Genomic DNA, 19346 nt, shown 5'->3' on the forward strand with positions numbered 1-19346 from the left:
CCGATGTGAAAGTCAGTTAGAGACTTGGACGGAAGTACAACTTTCAGTTAAAAGCCAACAAGTTATCAGCTTTTAACTTTTTCTTCCTTTTTTGAGAAAGAGGCCGGCTCCAACCCTTCATATGGATTTTGAATAGACTTACGGAACCTTTTCAACTCATTGAGCATATAGGCGCGCTCAACGTCAGACGTGTTATCGAACAATTCCAACCATGCCCTTTTTTCCTCGGGCAGATAAGAAGCGGCCTCTTCACTGATCTTGGGCTTTTCCATTGAGCCCTTGCCGGTGTAGAGCCAATCGAAGTTGGCGTCCCATTTGTCAGCAATAATCAAAAGGTAATTCGCGCCTACTTCAGCAATCGTGCCGTTAAACCACTGACGTACAGTTTCATAACGGACTCCGCAAGCGTTAGAGATCTTCCGCTTTACCTGACGGCGATGAACGCCCCTTTCGAGTAGTAGTTGTTCGATTCTTTCGGTTACAGACATATGCAAGCCAGCTTTGTAGTTTGCCGCATTGTAACCCGCCTTGCTACAAATATGCTTGCTTTATTTAAGCAATTATGCTTGTATAACGCGCGATGTAAGGAGGCAGCTATGACGAAAGCGGAAGTACTTGCTTACTTCGGTTCGGTGGCGAACGTCGCCAAAACGTTAGGAATCACCACCCAAGCTGTTTATGAGTGGGGAGACTCGGTGCCTGAGCTGCGACAATGGCAATTGCAGGTTCTGACCGACGGCGTTCTAAAGGTTTCATCGAAGCGAAGCAGACAAGGTAAATCATCCACTCAAACTCTGAAGAAAAATGTAAAGATTGGACAAAAAGCCAAAAGCGACAAAACCGGCGATGCGGACAAAGTTACCAAGGGAATATAGAGGAATAGCAAAGGGAGGCCCATGCTGTTACTAAGCCTGACCGGAGCCATATTGATTATGACTGCATTGTGTTTGCTGTTCTTCATCAGAAATGCGAAAGCCTCGGAATTGCGGCTACGCCTGATGAAAGAAAACTACGAAGCATTCAAGAAGCTCCCCAGCTATGAAGACATGCTTTACCGGTTTTGGATTCCCCTCACTCGATTTGAGGAAAAAGCGACAGGCGAACAAAGGAAGGAGGAAAGTTGAACCCAGATTTATCGACCTGAGTCATCGACAGATATTTTAAAAGAAGGTGAGCGTTGCGCTCACCTTCTTAACTTACGGCTGGCGTTATTTACGAGGAAATTTAAACCGCAGCCAACCCAGCGCCGCCAACATCAGCCAAACTGCGCCGCCACCGCCGGAATCGCCACTACCACCTGAGTCACTACCACCTGAGTCACTACCACCTGAGTCACTACCACCTGAGTCGCTACCTCCTGAGTCGCTACCACCAGTCGGCTCTTCATCATCGTTCGCGATGACACCTGAGACCGTAGCCTGACTAATAGTTCCAGAAGAGGGATTGCTTATTGTCAGCGTGAAAGACTCATCCGTCTCAAATGTCGTATCGCCAGAGACGTTAATCATAAACGTCTTACTGAATTGACCCGCAGCCAAACTCACTGATCCGGAAGGCATTGCGCCACCGAAGTCTGTCGCGTTGGCGGGATTAGCGCCCGCCCCTGCTACGCTGTAATCCACTGTCATGTCAACAATCGCGTACTGACGGGAAACCTGGAAGGTAAAAGCAGTCTGCCCGCTATTTCCTTCAACTTGGTTCGCACTGACCGCGCTGACGGAAATATTCCCCGAAGTATTCACAGAAACCAGAGAGAAGTTAGCAGGGGAAACGTCAAAGAATACGTTGTCGCTGCACTTCACCCGAATCCGCCCATTTGCGGTGTCCGTATTGGGGGCAACCACTCTCTCGAATCCATCATTGGACGCGCCGGCTTTAATCATCGTTGTGAACGTGGAGCCGCCGTCTTTCGATAATTCGATATCCACCTGACTGCAGCTGACTGGGGCCAGATTTGTGTTCGCTACGTTCCAAGTCACATCCACCTGCTGTCCGCCGGTATATGTCCCAGCGCCTGGAGCCGTTACTTTAAATGGGCCTGAGTCGCCATCAACCGTCAACCTGACGTCATCCTGGTTCACGCCGAAGTCGCCAGAGCGAACGGTAACCCTGAAATTAAGATCACGGTCGGTCGTAGGCAGAGTTTCCCCTAGAGAGCTGCTTAGATCACCAGAAAGAATTGCATCCAATTTGGGGAAATAACGCGTAGATGAAGTCGTTCCTTGAAAAGAACGGAACAAAGGACGCTTTCCATCATCAGTGGCCATTTCAACCGCATCAGAGGTTCCACCGCTATCACTTCTGTCCTGCTGCTCCCACGTATAGGTTAGTCCAGATAAATCGCCGGGATCAGTATCATTAGCCGTCGCCGTGAGCATGAAAGGCGTCCGGGCGGGAATCGTGTAACTCGGACCTGCATTCACAGTAGGAACTGCATTCCCGGTATTTACCGGCGTTCCGCAGCTAGCCCCACTACCCGTAAGATGATTGTGGATTTGCTCCAGACTGCCCCCGTTAAAGTAGTCGTCGGCACTATTCTGTATATTTTGAGGAGAACACAATCCCGAGTATGACATTATCGTCGAACCAGACCCAACTTCCCATGCGCTGCTGGACGACCGGTTATCTTTACAACCGCCGCTTACCGCATTGAATGTATGCCCAGCCCCTAACTGATGACCTAATTCATGGGCTAATAAGTCGGTGACAAAATACTCAAATCTACCATCAGGATTGCCTAGCCCAGTCCGCCCTTTAGCTTTGTAGCCACTGCTGTTGCAAAAGACGCCAACAAACGCCAGACCACCTCCAACCTGATTGAGCAAATGGCCAACATCGTAATTTTCGGAACCAATGACACTGTCTAGCGTCGCTTGATTCTCATTAAGCAGGATATCTGATCCATTAGTCGCCCTACCGCCTGTGTAAGGGTCAGTTGTTGAATTGGTATAAATTATTTTGTCGTTGTTCCCAACCAGTTGTAAGCGAACCGCGACTTCCTTTTCGTAAATCTGGTTCAGACGGTTAACGACAGAAACAATAAATGCCTGAGTTTCCGCTACAGAAGGATTGCTTGAGTCACTGCTAACAGAGGCTGAAAATTCACCGGTAGCGGCCATAGCCAGACGATATACCTTATAACTATCGCCAAAGCTTGCTCGTTCGGCCAGTACAGGCACCTCAAGAGATTTTAGATAACTGTATTCGTCACTCTCCGCAGCATGATCATGCTCCGCCGTTTCACACTGCAAAGGCTCTTTACTTGGCATGTCCGCTTTGAAAAAGCCGCGATATTGGCTGACGCTCTCTGTGTCGCTGAAGCTGGATTCCGGTTCAATGACCAGAGTGGCTTCCGGAGTATTAACATAACCGTGGAATCCACGAGGCGTTGTGTCGATACGTCCGCTGACGCCTTTATCCTCAACGCCAAATACCTTGTAGGTGCGCAGCTCCGGATACTTGGCCTCTAACTCTGGAGCCATGACAGGCGAGTAAAACGCCTCCAGCAAAATAAAGCCGCCATCAGGTTTAGGGTAGTAAAACGGCAATCCTTCTAACGCGCCTTCAAGGGGGGCGTCTTGCAGATAGACTTTAAGGCGCTCAATGTCCGCCGCGATTCCGCGATAGTGAAACGCCGACTCAGTCTGCGCCTGCGCCTTGCCCGCCATGTCCAACCACAATCCATCGGGGGATTGGGCATGAGAGACACTGGCGATAGCCAGCGCTAACTGCGACGCCACAAAAAATGCTGCTTTATTCATGCTCATCAACTCAAATACCTGATAAAAATCTCTGACGCCAATCCCTGAAAGCAGGGGCTTTGGCTAGTTCACCGGCGGTTAAAACCAATTTTTTATGGATCGCCACATCCGTGAGAAGAACCCGGGGTTCGCCACTTCTTCATAGGGCTCGACGCTATTCCCGGCTTGATCCGGTACAAGCGCGCCTTGAGGCTCAACGGGTTTGGGGATATATGGCAGATCCTGTTTGAAGAAAACCCGGTAGCGATCCTCCGACTTCCTATCGGAAAACCGGCTTTCGGGCTCTATCAATACACTACGGCCATCCATGGTGAGAAAAGCCTTGAAGCCTGCATCGGTATAATCGATGCGGCCTGACAAGGTGGGGATATCCACGCCATGAACTTTGTAAGTTCGGATATTGGGGAACTTTTCAGCAAGCTCAGGGGCCATAACCGGCGAGTCATACGCTTCAACCAAAACAAAGCGCTGATCCGGCATAGGCAAAGTCAAAGACAGCCCTTCCGCGGAGCCCTCTTGAGGGGCGGCTCTCAGGTATGCGCGCAGCTCCTCGCCTTTCAAGGCGACAGCAAAATACGGAAATTCTTGCGTTTTCTGCGGCTCCGCAACGGGTGACCAGAATGACATCTCAGCACTTGCGGCCTGGGACATCAAAACGATTCCTCCAATCAAAGCAAACTGCTGCGCTGACTTTATGGACTTGCGTAACTGCACTATACCCCCGAGAGAAACTGCGATCAGTTGCGATCAAAAAACGAACACAACCAAGTTAATCCTCAATATATAAACGGATTCGAGGCGGACTACTATATAGTTTTTGTAAGAATGAGAAGGAAGACCGCCTCTTACTACAACAGGTCGCCGCACCTCTGGCATGTCATGCACAGCCTAAAATCGACTCATGCTTAATAAGGTGCGACAACCTATTGAATTTATAGGCAGTTTAATGGAAAAGAACGATTGACGCGCCGGCCATTTGGCTTAGTTGTGAGTTAATTGGGACTCAGTTGGCGCCGTTACAAAAGTACTGTTTTCTTTCCGTAATTCTCCTTTTAGCGCTCGGTTCACACGCCAGTTGAACAGTGTGGTAAGACATATTGCTGTAAATCCAAGCCCAACGCCCAATCCCATCCAGACGCCGACTATTCCCCACTGGCCTTTTAACAGCCACGCCACCGGAAAGCCGACCAGCCAATATCCAACCACCGTAATCAAGGTGGGCGCCGCTCCCATACGCAAGGCCCTCAGGGCGGTCATCATGATGACCTGAGCGCCGTCCACTACCTGGAAAATCGCAGCAACTGCAAGCAGACTGACGCCAAGCGTCATTACATCCTGATCCAGCGCCCCTTCACCGCCCAGGGTAAAAAGGCCCACGATCTGTTCAGGAAGTAATAAAAATACCAATGCGGACACCAGGCAGAATAACCCTCCCAATGAAAGACCGGTCCAGGCGTAGCTCTTCAACTCTCCCATGCGGCCTTCGCCATAACATTGGCCTACCCGGATGGAAGCGCCCTGAGCAAATCCAATATAAATATTGAATGACATGGAGGCCGCCTGTAGGGCAATCTGATGCGCCGCCAGCGCCACCGCGCCCATAGCGCCCGCCAATAAGGTCGCGGCGGTGAACAGTCCCGCCTCCATCGTCCAGGCCAGCATGATTGGCAGCCCCAGAGTATAGAAGGGTTTGAAATCCACCAAACGGGTTTTGACTTTAGTCAGGCTACCCAGCACTTCGCGGACTTCCGCATAACGGTTCAAGTCCAATACAAGCATGACGCACATGAACACGCACACCAAAGCCGTACCAATCGCAACGCCGGCGATACCCAGTTCAGGGAAAAAGCGCCAGCCGGTCATCAGCGCATAACTCAACGGTACGTTAAGAACAACCGCCGCCAGGCTGATGCGCATAATGGAGGTAGTGCGCGACATGCCAGCGGCCAGTCCCCGCAACACCATGAAGGTAAACGCGGGCAAACTGATCCAGGCGGCCTGTCCCAGATATTGTGAGGCAAACTCAACCGCCTGTGGCTCCTGCCCCATGTTTAATAAAAGCGCAGGCGTCACTTTCATCGCCAGCGCCACCATGGCGGCGATTACTACAACGAGAATCAGGCCCGCTTTGACAATACGGATGATATCCTGCCGCGCGCCACGGCCAGTATGAAAAGCGACCTCGTTGGCGACCGCTGCAAGCAAACCGCTGATCACCACCAATATGAAGTTGAAGATAGCTGCGCCCAATCCGGCGCCCGCCAACTCTTCCACCCCCAAAATCCCAAACATAACGGAGTCGCAGAAAATCATGGCTGACTGCGCAACCTGGGCCGCTGATAACGGAAGGGATAATTTCAGAACTTCTCTTAACCTGCTCATTTTTCCTTGCTCACTCTTCGGCAACGTCTCACGACGAGCCTTCATCACACACCTGTTAATTAGTTTCACTTAATTATTAACATGGCAATGATATTGGCATGTTAATACCAGGCGCATGGACGCGCCTGCGCGGCGACAAGCCGCGGGAGACAGGGCCTGACCTGTGCAGGCCCTGTCGTTGCAGACAAATAGAAGGAAGCTATTTGTCTGCCGGATTAATAATTGGAACTGTCGCTCGGAATTCGTCTGCTTTAGATAGGTATTCATTCCAAGCATAGCCAGTTAGAGGAGACCGATAGCGGCGCCGCAACAAAGCTGTTGCCTAAATTAGGTTGGAGCGGCAATATTCACAAGCGAAACATTTGCCTTTATACATGAGTTTTTTTCATGCCAATCCGTCCCAGAAAATTACCGCCGCTAAACGCGTTAAAAGCCTTTGAGGCCAGCGCCAGACTACTCAGCTTCTCCGTCGCCGCGCACGAACTGAATGTGACGCAAGGCGCGGTCAGCAAGCAGGTTAAATTACTTGAGGAATATTTTGAGCAGCCTCTTTTTCTGCGACGGGCGCGGCATATCAAATTGACGGAAGCAGGGGAAAAGCTTTTTCACAGCCTGGGGGATATTTTTGATCAATTGGTCAAAGCCTGCGACGCGGCGTCTTCCCACCAGAAAGATATTTTGCGTTTGCAAGTAACGCCCTCCCTCGCCGTCCGTTGGTTGTTTCCACGACTGCCGCAGCTGCAGCGGGAGTTAAAGGACGTGCAGCTGAAAATCACGACCATGTGGCTGTCAGCGGAGAAAGAAGCAGACCTGGACCTGGATCACTACGATATCGTGCTACATTGCGGTCGCCGCAGGGATAACGGCGCAGCTAATTTGTTGCGGGAAGAACAACTGGTGCCGGTTTGCCATCCATCACTCCTGAAACAGCACGGAAATGACTGGAGTCGCCTAATTCGCAACCTGCCGCTACTGCACCCATCCGTTACTCACGAAGACTGGCGCAACTGGTTGGCGAAAAACCCAGTATCCGGCGTAGACCCGTCTTCGGGGCTGATATTCGATACCTTGGACATGCCAGTGACCGTCGCCATTCAGGGGCACGGCGTCGCGTTGGCGGACCCACTGTTCATAATGGATGAGCTGAAAAACGGAATTCTTACCACACCTCGCAATCATAGCCACGACAGCGGCTGGGGCTATTATTTTGTGCATCAGAAACTACGCGCCTCCGACCCCAGCATTCTTACCTTCAAGCGTTGGCTGATAGCGGGTCTGCAGGAGGATATGGAGCGGCTGGAAACGATCAGGCTGCTGCCTTCACTAACGCCTCTGGGCAAGTAGGCTAAATCCTCGGTCATGGCGCGCATGGGCTGGCTCGCACAATCCTGAGACGTTATCCTTGGGCCATACGTTAATCGCCGTTGAGGCCGCCTGCAGACAGGCTTTATGCGAAAAATCATCCACATTGACGCCGACTCATTCTACGCCTCCGTAGAAATTCGCGATAATCCGTCACTGCAGCATCTGCCGGTAGCGGTGGGCGGAAGCCCTGACAAACGCGGCGTCATCGCCACCTGCAACTACAACGCCCGCGCATTTGGCGTGCGTTCGGCCATGTCCTCGGCGAAAGCCGTTCTGCTATGCCCGGATTTAGTGTTCATTCGTCCCCGCTTCGAGGTCTATCGCAGCGTATCCAAGGATATTCACAAGATTTTTCGCGACTACACTGATCTCATCGAGCCGCTGTCCCTGGACGAAGCCTATCTGGATGTATCCGACTGCAAAGCCTGTAAAGGCAGCGCCACGCTTATAGCCGAGGAAATTCGCGCCCGCGTGAAGCAAGACTTACGATTGACGGTATCGGCGGGAGTCGCCCCGAACAAGTTTCTGGCCAAAATAGCCAGTGACTGGAATAAGCCCGATGGCATCTTCGTCATCCGGCCGCAAGAGGTAAAAGACTTCATCCCCACCCTCCCCGTTCGCAAAATCAACGGCGTGGGTAAAGTGACAGCGGCCAAAATGGAGGGTTTGGGCATCACCACCTGCGGCGATTTGCAGCGTCTGTCCAAAGACGATCTGGAGCGCTATTTCGGCAGCTACGGCGAACGCCTCTACAACCTGTCGCGTGGCGTAGACAATCGTCCCGTACAGACAGAGTGGGTGCGCAAGTCCCTGTCCGTCGAACATACCTACGATCACGATCTGCAAAATCTCGACGCCATTCTCGACAGCTGCGAACCTCTTTTCGAAGAACTGCTGGAACGCTTTAACCGCATCAGTGACGCCTACCTGGTCAACAAGCGCTTCGTCAAAGTCAAGTTCGCCGACTTCACCCAGACCACCCTTGAAGAACTCCTACCGGGTTACAGCTGCCAGTGGCGAAGCCTCCCCGACTACCTGCGTCTAATGAGCGCCGCCTGGGCGCGCCAGAAAAAACCCGTACGCCTGCTGGGGATGGGGGTCAGACTAAAAGACCCTAAAAATAACAATATTGGGGAACAGCTCTCGCTGTTTTGAGGCCTCTATGGCGTATAAGAAAGTTTCTCTCCATCGTGTTCAAGCGCGGCGAGAATTTCCTCTTTTGATAGCCGTATAGTGTTGGACACCAAGGATTTGGGCAGTCCGACACTCGGTGCAGCAATAGACAATGTCATATAGGAAAAAGGCTGTTTGCGAATGTCTACAGATTGTTCCTCATGACTACCAGACAAACGCCCTCTTACCCTGTAATTTTTTACCAGAACCGTAGCATACTTGTACTCACTGCCCGGTTGGGTGTTTACGATGGCCTTTACGTGACCTAAGTAATAGCTCACCAAGCTCGTACCACTGAGAACTTTCTCGTTTTGAGCGCTATACAGGGTAAAATCCGACCTTAAAACAGGGGCGCTTTCAAGAACCTGCTTCTGGTCAGACTCAAACATCACCACCAAGCTATGAGGAAGATCCATTCCATCACTGGTAGAAATGTTTACATGCCGAATTTCCTGCTGACTGATATTGACTGACCCAGCACAACCAAATAATGAAAAGCATACAACAAGAAACACTATTTTCTTCACTATCGAACCCCCATAGCTTTGGGACTTGTTGGTGCTTTCTCCAACAAAGATAATGCTTTTTTATACATTTCTCCTGCATTTGCATGTGAGACATCCATTTCATAATTATACGCGCCATTTTCATGCCCCAACTGACTACCTATGTTGGCTATATAGCCACCTGCTCGCCCATTTACTGTTAATAAAGTGGGAAGCGAAGCAACGCTGCTGACAACTTGATTTACCAAAGGAAGCTTCCCTATAGTATTATCCAAAATAGATTGACGAATGTAGACATTAACCCATTTCTCAGCCTGTGGCCTTGCTAATGGGAGCATTGAAACAGGGTCAAGTGTAATTAGCTCCTTTACAGGTACTCCTTTGACAAACAATTTTTGGGTAATATTCATTACAGCCTGCCCACCCCAGCTATGTCCCGTTAGGCGAAGATTATTAAACTTATATGACTTCCAGTCCCTAACTATTTCCTCCAACAACTCCTTTTCTTCTTCATGCCCTCGATAATATACTTCCCTATCACTAGAATTATACAAGTTAAACCTGTCTATAATATCAACTTTAACCAAGTTTGTAGAACCTACAACATGGCTAAGTGCATCATTTTTATCTGCCCCGCCCCCCACAATATATTCACGATCAATCAAGCTTCGCCTAATATAAGATTGTATATGTTCAGGTAAAGTGGTAGAAGCAGGCATAATTCTTCCTTAAAACAGAGGTGAGTTAGATATACAGGCACCAACTATATGCCATACCCTCCCCCCTATGAATATATCAAAGAGACTACTCCCTCAACCCCTTTGACTATTCCCACCCTCCTTGACCAACCAACCGCCAGCGCATATCAGCACGATATAAGTCCAGGGGGTGAACAGGATAGCGTTGCCGAGCAGGCGTCTCAGCAGAGGAGGCCAGTTTTGGATTGCGTCATTTTCCATGACTTCAAACAGCAGCATGACGCAGGCGACGCCCAGTAGGGTGATGGACGTCAGTTTGACCAGCGCATCGTGCAAGGGAGGGGAATTTTTCAGATATGGATGAAACGCCCAATATGCGCATCCGCCGCCAATCAGGACGCCAACGGCGATGCCGACCCACTTTAACGTTATAGAGACTTCCATGGACGTCTCGCCCATGAACAACGCTGTGGCCCATCCAAGAAATATTTTACCGCTGATTTCCAGCGCGCCTTTTCCGCTCACTGTATGGAAACGCGCAATCCAGACAATGATCGCCAGACTCAGCATCAGGCTGGGTCCCAGGCGAAACAGGTGATAGTAAGTGAAGTCCCGCCCGATCGCATCGTCGATCAAAGAACAGAACAGGCCGTTTCCCAGTCCGACACCTAAGGCTAACGCCATTGGCGACAATATTAACGACGAATGAGAGACGCCAGCCGCATATTTAAAACTGTGCAAGTGTAAGCCCATGCACTGCCCTCCATGTGAGCTTAACCCAACTTTTCTTTATTCTAATTGTTAGTCCGACAAACTATGACGGCCTCTTATAAGCCGGTACTCCCCGCATGCTTGGTTGGACCTTTACAGGATTGTATATCACGAATAGCGTCAATAAGTTATGCGCCGATTGTTTAAAAATGTTTCTCAAGCCACCTTGAAATTGGAGACCATTTCTTTCAACTGCGCCGCCCGGTTGCTGAGATTTTTGGAAGAATCAAACAATTTGCTCACCACTTGCTCGGTATCTCTGACCGCGTCCCGCACATGGGCGAGGTTAGCGGTCATCTCACCGGCGACACTGCCCTGCTGTTCCGCAGCGGTGGCGATTTGCAGGCTACGGTTGGTGATTTCCCCCATTTCCGTGACGATACCGTCAAACATTTCTCCTGATTCGCCCACTTTGGAGGAACCGGTTTCCGCTACTTCGACGCTGGCGCTCATGAGTTCAACGGCATCCCGCACCTGTTTCTTCAACGCCTCAATGGTGCCATTAATTTCACCCGTGGCGTCCCGGGAACGCATCGCCAGTTGCCGCACTTCATCCGCCACAACCGCAAAGCCACGCCCGCTTTCTCCCGCTCTCGCCGCCTCAATCGCAGCGTTAAGCGCCAGCAGATTGGTTTGTTCCGCAATGCTCTCAATGCTATCGGTGACGGAAGAAATCGTATCCACCTGATTGGCGATGTCCGTCACCGCCTTGGAGCAGTTATCGAGGTTGCGCGACAGGTTATTGATGACGTTAACCGCATCGCCTACCAGCTCATTGCCCGTAGACGCGCGCTCATTCGTCGCCTGCGTCGCGGCGGAGGTAGTGCTGGCGTGTTCCGCTACTTCCCTCACCGTCGCCGCCATCTCTTCCATGGCGGACGACAATTGCTCAAGCTGAGAAGACTCGTCGTCTATCGCCCGTTTAGCCGTCGCCATACGGGAGGAAAGCTCTTTCGACTCATCCGACAGAGAGCGGCTGATCTCCATCTGCTTTCCGATCAAATCCGCCAGTGAGCGACGGGTGGATTCAATGGCGCGACTGATGTGGGATACTTCATCACGCCCGATACAGTCCAGATGAAAGGTCAGGTTACCCCGCGCCAGATTCTCCATCGCCGCCACCACTCTTGAGAAACTGCGCTGCATCGCATTAACGACGAAATGAGACGCGGCGAACATGACGACAAGTACGCCAATGCTCACCCAAACCAGACGGGTCAATGTCTCTTGATACAGCTCATCCGCATCATCAAGATATATTCCCGAAGCAATAATCCAGCCCTGCTCCGGCCAGGGTTCGATGTATGTAGTCTTATCGACCAGCGCGTCTTTTCCCGGTTTACGCCATTGGTAGGTTACAAAACCGGACTTGCCGGCGCGAAACCATTGCGTCGCCACATCCCCAAAGCGCCCGCCTTCATTAAGGTCAATGTTAGGAACCGGCTCCCCCACCCATTCCGGTTTAGGGGGAAACGCGACAAACTTCTGGTCGACGGAGAAGGCGTACACATAGCCGTCCAGGGACTCTCCCCAACGCAGACCGCCAAGCATCTCGCCAATGTACTGATTCAATTCATCCGGGTGCTGGGCTTTGTACTGTTTCAGGTTATGAAGGGCCGCCTCCACCATATTCATTGCGCTCTCACGCAGGGCGTCACGCTGGGATTCACGGGTCAAACTGGCGTTATACCAACTGGACGCGATAAACATGATCATGATGACCACACTGAGCCCCAGAAATTTTTGTCTCAGGGTCAACTGGGCGAAGAAACGGTCAATAGCGGTGGCAGGATGCGCTTCCCTCATGAAATACTCCCTTTTCGCGGATGCTTGCGTCGCAAATCAATTCAACGGGGCTTAGACTTTAAAAGTGTAGTCAATATTTAGCCTTCCGCAGGCAGTCCGGCTCAGGAAAATTTTCATTCAGCCAAAATCCCCTTCACGCCATCCATGGAATCCCATGCAAAGACCTTCACCGTCGGGGGCCAGTTCACTTTCTTCCAGCAACACGCCCTCATCGTTTCGAATACGCTGAATCAGTGCATATTCAGCCCGGTGCTTCTCATCAATATCGTTAAGGAATATCCCATCGAGCAACTGCATCACGGCATAAAGTGTTGAGTCCACCGCCCTTTCCGCCAGCTCACGATCTGTATTGCTCTCAAGCGACGTCAAAGCCCTAAACGCCTCGGCTCTGACTTGTTTGAACAGATGCTCTCCCAAGGCGTGTGACGCCGAGATTTTGCGACTGTACTGCTCTTTCGGCTAGTTTTCATAGGGCTCCATAGATCTTTTCCTTGTGCTGATAGATAACCGTTACGGTTCAAGCCATTTTATTAGTGAACAATTGAACCATACCGTTGCGACAAACTGATGTTCACCACTGCGCCGCTATTGAACTCAATGGCGTCGCCGATCATGCCGTCACTGAAAATAACGCCGTTTTCCGGTACGCGTGATTTGATAGTCAGCGCTTCCCCATCTGTAATTTCTCCATACACCAGTTCGGTTTGTGTCGTATTGCTGGGAAAAGGTTCACGGACGGAGAACAGCAGCTTTTGCGCATCCCATGAAAGCGGCTGATAGGCGTCTGCGACCTCGTCTTGCGCGCCACGGGCTCGCGCTACGCCCAAGGAGCCGGCGATGACGCTGCGCATCCACCCGGTGGAGCCCAGTCCAGTGGAGACAATAACGCCGCTTGAACTGTGCATTTCCGAGGCCTCGCGAAAATCGATTTCGTAGCGTAACGAGGTATGGTTTTTCGGCCCGATGAAGAAATCGTTCACCGCCACCATCGTCTGGCCATCGTTGAGGCTGGCTTCCGCCATGGACACCCGTTTGATCGGCCGTTTGGCTTTCAGCAGCTCCTTCAACACTGCATCCAGGTCCGCGACCTGGAACGGTAGTAATACACCATCGATGCGCGCAGGGTCAGGGTTGACCGCCACCACCGGTTGGCCGTGCAAATACTTCAATGTGTTCGCCACCAGCCCGTCTTGTCCAAGCACGACAACCACATCCTGCGCGCCGAAGATGAAGTTACTTAGAAAGTCTCGATCAAGCGTCTGCACACGTCCCAGGCGTGACAACGTCGTTTCTACAGCGGCCAATGATGCGCGATAGCTTTGATCCTCATGAATGTAGACATCAAAGTCTTCGCCGCGGCTCTCTATATAAAAGCGCGCCTGTTCTTCAGTGTTATGCCGCCAGGCCAGCTCCTCCAGCCGCGTTCTGCGTTTCACCAGAATCAGCTTGGTTTCCGTAGCGCGTTCAGTCATCGCTTTTTACCCAGCAGCTCGCGCATTAGATCCGGGCTGATGTTCAACTGGCCAATTTTATCAGCGCCATTCGCCAACTGGCGGAAGGCCTGAGCAATTAGCTGTTCAGGATTCATCGAGCTGTTGGTGATCGCCTCCAGAATGCGGTTATCCACTTCCGCCATGGCTTTCATGCTGGCGGAGATTGCATAGGCTTTCACATCCGCTTCCTTACGGCTGTTCTCGGCGCTGACCGCCACCAGTTCCTGACGTTTGTTTTCCTGCTCTATCTCGTTCTCCAGCACTTCCCGCTGCAGTTCCTGATTTTTGCGTTGCACCGCCATACGGGCGTCCATTTCCGCTTCTTTGACCTGCTGCTTCTTCTGTTCGACAGATATTTCCGTATCCAGCTCGTTTTCCTTGATCTTACGCTCCTGCTCAATGGCTGCATTACGGCGCGTATAAGCCGCCTCGTCCGCATCCTTCATCATTTGCTCACGCACCGTAGCCTCCAGCGCACGGGCGGTTTCAGGATTGGGCTTAATCGCCAGAATGGAGACATCCAGGATTTCCACCCCCAGTTTCTCAAGTACAGGGGCGGAATCAAGCGCGCCGGCGAGCGTCCCGGCCAGTGTTTCCGAAGCCAGCAGACTGTCTTTCAAGGACAGATTCTGGATGCTGTTGCGAGTAATGGACTGCAGCAGATTGAGAATACGCGCCGGCAGCTTCTTCGGTGCGTCCGAAACATAGGATTTGCCGTCATCGGCCAAGGTGAAGTTCATGGTCGCCGCCAGAATTTTGGGACTCTTTACACGGTACACCACCTGCCCCTGCACGGTGACTTCCTGAAAGTCGCTGGTACTCTCTTTGAATATGAAAGGCAAGTCCGCCGAGCCAATGGGAATCGAAACCAATGACGTCGTCGGCGCAAAGTAAAAGAAGCCCAATCCCGCGCCTTCCCGCTTAAGCTTCCCTTTGTTGAATTGCATGATGTAGGTGGTAGGTTCGGTTTTTATATATCTGAACATCTGTGACCTCTTCCTTAATTTCAAATAGTGGCTCAAAGCCACCAAAACAATTAAAGGCTCTGAGCCACTATTTGTCAATCAATAATTCACCCTGACGTCGCAACGCCTGTCATCCCGCCACTTTGTAGACTGTTTCTCCATGCACTATCTTTAATACAGTTAATCTCACCGATAGAGACTACAACTATACATGCGGCGCCGATTTACCCGGTTTGTACTTGCGCTGTTATGGCTGCTTATCGTTCAGGGCGTCTATGCGGCGGAGATGGAGCTGTCCTTCGTGAGGATTTGCGACGACGCAGGAGAGTGGCCGCCCTATACGTTTTATCGAGTAGAGAACGGTAAAAAGGAGATTGCTGGTTACGCTGTGGATGTGGCGCGGGAGATTTTGGAAAGCAACCATATCAAGTATTCCATTGAACTTCCTTCCTGGAAGCGCTGTTTGCTGGAAGTCAGAAAAGCGCGGCAATTCGACATGTTGCTCAATGCGTCCTATACCGAGGAGCGCAGCAAACAGTACCTGTACTCCCTTCCCTATTATTGGACGCACCTTTACTTCTTTTACCTGCAACAGCGGTTTCCCGAAGGCCTGGGCGAGATGGAAAAAAACCTTCTGGACACTTACGTCATCGGCGGGCTCTCGGGCTACAATTACACCTATCTGGAGCACCCCGGCGAATCGATGGACACCGACTCCGTGACCTATGACCACCTGTTCCTGAAGTTGCGTAGCGGGAAAGTAGACTTGATTACCGCCGATTACGAAATCATGCAGGGCTTCGCCCATAAAGGGCTGGATTTAATTGCGACGCCGGGGATGCAGTACACCCCCATCCCCAACTCGCCTCCGCAGGGCTACCACATGATGTTTCCCCGCACTCCGGAGGGAGAATATCTCAAGGCGCTAATGGACGCAGGCATCACCAAAATGCAGAAAGATGGACGCTTACAGGAAATTCTGGACAGCTATATCAACCCGACCGAGCAGGTCAGGGGCGAACCCTGACATGGCGATACGCCTCCTCGTCGGATGCTGGAATGAAAAAAGGAAAAAAGCGGGTCGATGTTGTCGCCACTGGGCCGCCGGTAGCGTCGTCGCGCTCACGTTCTCGTCGTCCGCCGCCCTCACCTTCGCCGCCGGCGTCACCGTGCGCCTGGCCAATGGGGAGTGGCCGCCCTATCAATCGAAAACGCTCAAGCATTATGGCGTAGCCAGTCACATCATTACGGAAGCATTCGCCATCGTAGGCGTGAACGTGCAGTACGTCTTCTTTGACTCCTGGAAACGCGCCTATGCTGAAGCGTTGTCGGGAAGTCTGGACGGCAGTCTGCTATGGAGCCCCTCCGTCGACCGAGAAGCTCAGTTTTACTTCAGCCAGCCGGTTGTTATGGGCGAGTCCGTGTTTTTTCACCGTGTGGATTCGGATTTCACCTGGACCAGCTTCGCCGACCTGAAGCACTACCGGGTGGGCGGCACTCTGGGTTACTCCTACCAGTTCGAAGACACGGAAGGGGTGCAGATTGAACGGGTGTCCAGTGATGAGATTAATTTCACCAAACTGCTGCGTAGACGAATTGACGTCTTTCCGTCTGATAAAGACGCTGGCTATGCCTTACTGTATGAGCTGTTCCCACCGGAAGACATAACGCAACTGACCATTTCTCCCCATGTCTACAACAGCACCACCTACCACCTGATATTGACCCGCGCCCTTCCAGCTAACAAGGAACGCGTCAAACAATTCAACGAAGGACTGCGACAACTGAAAGAAAGCGGCCTGCTCGACCGCTATCTGGAAGACTCTCGGCGCGGCGCCTATCGACTGCCGCAAGCCGTCAGTGAAGAAGCAAGCGAGAAAACCGCCTCGCCTTAACTGAAATCGTGGTGAATGACTTCCGAATCCACCGGCTGGCCATTTTCATCGAATTTGAAGATCTCTTCATACATCAGCGTCTTCTCGCCGGGTCTGCCAAAACTCATTTTTTTGATAGGCCGCCCTTCAGCGTCAAACACCATGCATTCGGACACCACCTGCACGCCTTTCAACGTATAGATGGAGCTATGCAGTTTGGACTGCCCCGATTCGAGAGGAACCGCAGCGGTTGATTCCTGTGACAGCGGCTCATACAGCACGACGTAGTGCGTCGCTCTCAGGCCATCCAGCGAAATGGCTTCCTTACTGGCGTGAATCCGGCGCAGATAAGCATGTAACGTTTGCTGATGCAGTTCCTGCGGCACATTGATGATTTCCGTGTGCGCAATGCCCCGCGCCGCAATCAGTTCACTCATCGCCAAAGTCTGATCGTTATGGAACCAATGACGTCGATAATCGGAATGCTCCATGATTTGATCATGCTCAATGGGTACGCCTTCGAGATCTACGAAGGCGACCAGCTCCGGGGTGACGAAACGCAGGACTTCCTCCAATTGCGCCTGACAGTCCACAGGGAAAATAACCTGTCCTTCCTCATCCCAATCATCGCCTTCATCCTCAATGGAACGCATGGCCTGAATACCCTGCTCGGAAAGTTCCACAAAGGAAAACGGGCCGCTAAAGCCATATTTCTCATCAAACCCCAGCAAGGGATACTCTATGCCCAGCACGTCCTTATCTTGATTGAAGAAAACATGTTTCACCGGAATAGGATGAGGGCCGCGATCAGTGACCTCCATACGGAAAGCATTATCAGGGTTCGGTTTGAGCGCCGCTTCGCCACTTTCCGGGTTCACGTCGACCCGGTATTCCGCGTGAACCTTATACGCTTCCAATTCACCGATGGAGATATTATGAGGGAAGGTTTCATCGGGAACTTCTACAGTGACCACCACGTCTGGGCTGATTTCCGGCCCGTTCTCCAGCGTAGACGCATGCTCCCATATCGCCACCGCTCTGGCGGCGTAATCACCGTCTTCAGCAGGTCCGAGAAGACGAAATACTGTGTTGTGCTCACAAAACATCATGTACTCAGTAACTTCTTCCTCATTGAGCAGAAAGCAGGTGTATTCGGCCCCGGCCGGGATAGCGTCGGCATCGACAGGCGCGCCTTGATAGAAATAAACAATGGAATGGACGTCTATTGAACTGCTCGAATGGCTCATTGGATACCTGACTGAATTGCAAAGCGGACTTAGGCGCTTCGTTCATTGCAAACAGGAAGCGCCGACCAAGTCCGATACCCTACCCCATATCCGCGTTCGGGTCAGCCTCGGGTTAACCCTTTGGCGTCAATTTGGCGTTTCAGGACCTTTCTGCGAAATGCGGGATGTCTTCCTGCTAGGCATTTCAGAGTGCTTGTGAACAGCAATCGACTTTGTTGCCACCCAGTCGCCCAATGAGTCAAGAAAGCCTTCTGCAAAGGCGTCCGGCCCCAGTATCAGAAACATCGCTTCAGCAGATAGCGTCCACTGCGCAGGCGTTTGGAAATCAAAGTACTTCGCCTTCAGCAGACTATGCGTCGCGCCGGGAAGCAGCTTCAGTTGGTAATCCCGCCAGTTTGAGGACTGAAAAACGCCGTCAATTACCTGGATGCTCTCCTGCACATCCACATTACGGTCTTTCTCTCCGAACAGCCCCAGAAAAGGAACCCTGAGCTGGGCCAGCCCCGCACTCATATCGGCTTGCATGTTACGCATGACGAAACGATAGCGCTCGGGGGACATGGGTTCAGTTAATACGCCAGCTGGCGGAGCGCTATTGCGCAGCCACGCCAGATACTGATCATAGGTGAGATTATTTTGCGCGAGATAGCGGTCCGATTTTTCACTGAACGCCAGCGCCGTCGCGATTTGTTCTTCGCTGTAACCCTCGCCGAGCATGCGTTGGCGCTGCAAATAAAGCGACTGCCTGCGCCAATTGACAGCAACGCCAACCGCCACCATAAAATCGACGTCAGACGCGCCTTCTGCGCCTTCCGTTAATTCCGACAACACCCAGCCCCCTTGCGAGAAGGCAATGACGCCGACCGCGCCTACATCAACACCTGCCTGCCCTCGCAGCGCGGCTATGCCCGCCTTCGCCTCATTCGCACGCGCCCGCATGCTTTGCGCCAGCCAATCGCCGCTGGACTCGCCAACGCCCTGTTTGTCCCAGCTAAGGCAGGCCACGCCACGCTCCAGCAACTGGTTCATAATGGCCACATAGCCGCCATTGGCGAAGCGGTCCACCGGGCCATCGCCATGCAGAAATACAAGTACAGGAAAGGGGCCTTTTCCTTCCGGCGTCAACAGAGTCGCCCCCAACTGCTCGCCGTCGTATTCAAAGGTAAAATCGGTTCTTTGCGCATAGTTCAGGCTGTGTTGGTCCAACACACCCAATGTCGCCACAGCCGCCAAAGCGCACACAAATAGCAGACCCGCCACAACTTTCATCTTCTCTCCCTAACCCATTGTGAAGTCCGCTACATT

The 19346-nt window shown here is 51.9% G+C and carries 19 protein-coding genes; 6 read left to right on the forward strand and 13 right to left on the reverse strand.

Annotated features, from left to right (window positions below):
• Positions 1-65: 65 nt before the first annotated feature.
• Complete coding sequence (locus EUZ85_RS21760) at positions 66-488, reverse strand: transcriptional regulator (protein ID WP_127971876.1); 423 nt, start codon at positions 486-488, stop codon at positions 66-68.
• Between the two features lie 108 nt (positions 489-596).
• Here EUZ85_RS21760 and EUZ85_RS21765 point away from each other — a divergent pair, with 108 nt between their 5' ends.
• Positions 597-875: a Cro/CI family transcriptional regulator gene (locus tag EUZ85_RS21765; protein ID WP_127971878.1), complete on the forward strand. Its 279-nt coding sequence runs from the start codon at positions 597-599 to the stop codon at positions 873-875.
• Positions 876-896: 21 nt separating this feature from the next.
• Positions 897-1124, forward strand: coding sequence for a hypothetical protein (locus EUZ85_RS21770; protein WP_011398090.1), 228 nt, complete (start codon positions 897-899; stop codon positions 1122-1124).
• Positions 1125-1208: 84 nt separating this feature from the next.
• Here the strand turns inward: EUZ85_RS21770 and EUZ85_RS21775 are convergent, their stop codons facing one another.
• From EUZ85_RS21775 to EUZ85_RS21785, 3 genes are all read right to left on the reverse strand, one after another.
• Positions 1209-3761, reverse strand: coding sequence for a reprolysin-like metallopeptidase (locus tag EUZ85_RS21775; RefSeq protein WP_127974536.1), 2553 nt, complete (start codon positions 3759-3761; stop codon positions 1209-1211).
• 78 nt (positions 3762-3839) lie between these two features.
• On the reverse strand, positions 3840-4412 hold the full coding sequence (locus tag EUZ85_RS21780; protein WP_127971880.1) for a hypothetical protein: 573 nt from the start codon (positions 4410-4412) through the stop codon (positions 3840-3842).
• A gap of 330 nt (positions 4413-4742) precedes the next feature.
• Positions 4743-6143, reverse strand: coding sequence for an MATE family efflux transporter (locus EUZ85_RS21785; protein WP_127971882.1), 1401 nt, complete (start codon positions 6141-6143; stop codon positions 4743-4745).
• A gap of 387 nt (positions 6144-6530) precedes the next feature.
• Here EUZ85_RS21785 and EUZ85_RS21790 point away from each other — a divergent pair, with 387 nt between their 5' ends.
• Both EUZ85_RS21790 and dinB read left to right on the forward strand, forming a co-directional pair.
• Positions 6531-7487, forward strand: coding sequence for a LysR substrate-binding domain-containing protein (locus EUZ85_RS21790; RefSeq protein ID WP_127971883.1), 957 nt, complete (start codon positions 6531-6533; stop codon positions 7485-7487).
• Positions 7488-7592: 105 nt separating this feature from the next.
• A complete protein-coding gene (dinB, locus tag EUZ85_RS21795) occupies positions 7593-8663 on the forward strand; it encodes a DNA polymerase IV (RefSeq protein WP_127971885.1) in 1071 nt (356 codons plus the stop codon).
• A 5-nt stretch (positions 8664-8668) separates the two neighbouring features.
• Here dinB and EUZ85_RS21800 read toward each other — a convergent pair whose 3' ends face one another.
• The 7 genes from EUZ85_RS21800 to EUZ85_RS21830 form a co-directional block, all read right to left on the reverse strand.
• Positions 8669-9208 (reverse strand): hypothetical protein, encoded by a 540-nt coding sequence (locus EUZ85_RS21800; protein WP_127971887.1) that lies wholly within the window; start codon positions 9206-9208, stop codon positions 8669-8671.
• Complete coding sequence (locus EUZ85_RS21805) at positions 9208-9906, reverse strand: hypothetical protein (RefSeq protein ID WP_127971889.1); 699 nt, start codon at positions 9904-9906, stop codon at positions 9208-9210. The genes EUZ85_RS21800 and EUZ85_RS21805 overlap by 1 nt, the downstream gene beginning before the upstream one ends.
• A gap of 93 nt (positions 9907-9999) precedes the next feature.
• Complete coding sequence (locus EUZ85_RS21810) at positions 10000-10638, reverse strand: hypothetical protein (protein ID WP_127971891.1); 639 nt, start codon at positions 10636-10638, stop codon at positions 10000-10002.
• Between the two features lie 174 nt (positions 10639-10812).
• Positions 10813-12462: a methyl-accepting chemotaxis protein gene (locus EUZ85_RS21815; RefSeq protein ID WP_127971893.1), complete on the reverse strand. Its 1650-nt coding sequence runs from the start codon at positions 12460-12462 to the stop codon at positions 10813-10815.
• A gap of 117 nt (positions 12463-12579) precedes the next feature.
• Positions 12580-12831, reverse strand: coding sequence for a hypothetical protein (locus tag EUZ85_RS21820; protein WP_127971895.1), 252 nt, complete (start codon positions 12829-12831; stop codon positions 12580-12582).
• A gap of 161 nt (positions 12832-12992) precedes the next feature.
• Positions 12993-13934: a sugar kinase gene (locus EUZ85_RS21825; RefSeq protein ID WP_127971897.1), complete on the reverse strand. Its 942-nt coding sequence runs from the start codon at positions 13932-13934 to the stop codon at positions 12993-12995.
• Positions 13931-14941 carry an SPFH domain-containing protein gene (locus EUZ85_RS21830; RefSeq protein ID WP_127971899.1) on the reverse strand — a complete coding sequence of 337 codons (1011 nt, stop codon included), beginning with the start codon at positions 14939-14941 and terminating at the stop codon, positions 13931-13933. Before EUZ85_RS21830 ends, EUZ85_RS21825 begins: the two co-directional genes overlap by 4 nt.
• 190 nt (positions 14942-15131) lie before the next feature.
• Between EUZ85_RS21830 and EUZ85_RS21835 the strand changes: the two genes are divergently transcribed.
• A complete protein-coding gene (locus EUZ85_RS21835) occupies positions 15132-15947 on the forward strand; it encodes an ABC transporter substrate-binding protein (protein ID WP_127971901.1) in 816 nt (271 codons plus the stop codon).
• Position 15948: 1 nt separating this feature from the next.
• Positions 15949-16815 (forward strand): ABC transporter substrate-binding protein, encoded by an 867-nt coding sequence (locus EUZ85_RS21840; RefSeq protein ID WP_164887319.1) that lies wholly within the window; start codon positions 15949-15951, stop codon positions 16813-16815.
• Here EUZ85_RS21840 and EUZ85_RS21845 read toward each other — a convergent pair.
• Both EUZ85_RS21845 and EUZ85_RS21850 read right to left on the reverse strand, forming a co-directional pair.
• Complete coding sequence (locus EUZ85_RS21845) at positions 16812-18041, reverse strand: hypothetical protein (RefSeq protein WP_127971905.1); 1230 nt, start codon at positions 18039-18041, stop codon at positions 16812-16814. The two genes, EUZ85_RS21840 and EUZ85_RS21845, sit on opposite strands and share 4 nt — an antisense overlap.
• 126 nt (positions 18042-18167) lie before the next feature.
• Positions 18168-19310 (reverse strand): S9 family peptidase, encoded by a 1143-nt coding sequence (locus EUZ85_RS21850; RefSeq protein WP_127971907.1) that lies wholly within the window; start codon positions 19308-19310, stop codon positions 18168-18170.
• Between the last annotated feature and the right edge of the window lie 36 nt (positions 19311-19346).

The organism is Hahella sp. KA22, assembly GCF_004135205.1.
Lineage (GTDB): Bacteria > Pseudomonadota > Gammaproteobacteria > Pseudomonadales > Oleiphilaceae > Hahella.

Coding starts and splice junctions, on each gene's coding strand:
- EUZ85_RS21810 (WP_127971891.1), bottom strand. CDS start 10,638: ATGGGCTTACACTTGCACAGTTTTAAATATGCGGCTGGCGTCTCTCAT.
- EUZ85_RS21805 (WP_127971889.1), bottom strand. CDS start 9,906: ATGCCTGCTTCTACCACTTTACCTGAACATATACAATCTTATATTAGG.
- EUZ85_RS21830 (WP_127971899.1), bottom strand. CDS start 14,941: ATGTTCAGATATATAAAAACCGAACCTACCACCTACATCATGCAATTC.
- EUZ85_RS21850 (WP_127971907.1), bottom strand. CDS start 19,310: ATGAAAGTTGTGGCGGGTCTGCTATTTGTGTGCGCTTTGGCGGCTGTG.
- EUZ85_RS21845 (WP_127971905.1), bottom strand. CDS start 18,041: ATGAGCCATTCGAGCAGTTCAATAGACGTCCATTCCATTGTTTATTTC.
- EUZ85_RS21770 (WP_011398090.1), top strand. CDS start 897: ATGCTGTTACTAAGCCTGACCGGAGCCATATTGATTATGACTGCATTG.
- EUZ85_RS21780 (WP_127971880.1), bottom strand. CDS start 4,412: ATGTCCCAGGCCGCAAGTGCTGAGATGTCATTCTGGTCACCCGTTGCG.
- EUZ85_RS21790 (WP_127971883.1), top strand. CDS start 6,531: ATGCCAATCCGTCCCAGAAAATTACCGCCGCTAAACGCGTTAAAAGCC.
- EUZ85_RS21785 (WP_127971882.1), bottom strand. CDS start 6,143: ATGAGCAGGTTAAGAGAAGTTCTGAAATTATCCCTTCCGTTATCAGCG.
- EUZ85_RS21765 (WP_127971878.1), top strand. CDS start 597: ATGACGAAAGCGGAAGTACTTGCTTACTTCGGTTCGGTGGCGAACGTC.
- EUZ85_RS21835 (WP_127971901.1), top strand. CDS start 15,132: ATGCGGCGCCGATTTACCCGGTTTGTACTTGCGCTGTTATGGCTGCTT.
- EUZ85_RS21815 (WP_127971893.1), bottom strand. CDS start 12,462: ATGAGGGAAGCGCATCCTGCCACCGCTATTGACCGTTTCTTCGCCCAG.
- EUZ85_RS21840 (WP_164887319.1), top strand. CDS start 15,949: ATGGCGATACGCCTCCTCGTCGGATGCTGGAATGAAAAAAGGAAAAAA.
- EUZ85_RS21760 (WP_127971876.1), bottom strand. CDS start 488: ATGTCTGTAACCGAAAGAATCGAACAACTACTACTCGAAAGGGGCGTT.
- EUZ85_RS21825 (WP_127971897.1), bottom strand. CDS start 13,934: ATGACTGAACGCGCTACGGAAACCAAGCTGATTCTGGTGAAACGCAGA.
- dinB (WP_127971885.1), top strand. CDS start 7,593: ATGCGAAAAATCATCCACATTGACGCCGACTCATTCTACGCCTCCGTA.
- EUZ85_RS21775 (WP_127974536.1), bottom strand. CDS start 3,761: ATGAATAAAGCAGCATTTTTTGTGGCGTCGCAGTTAGCGCTGGCTATC.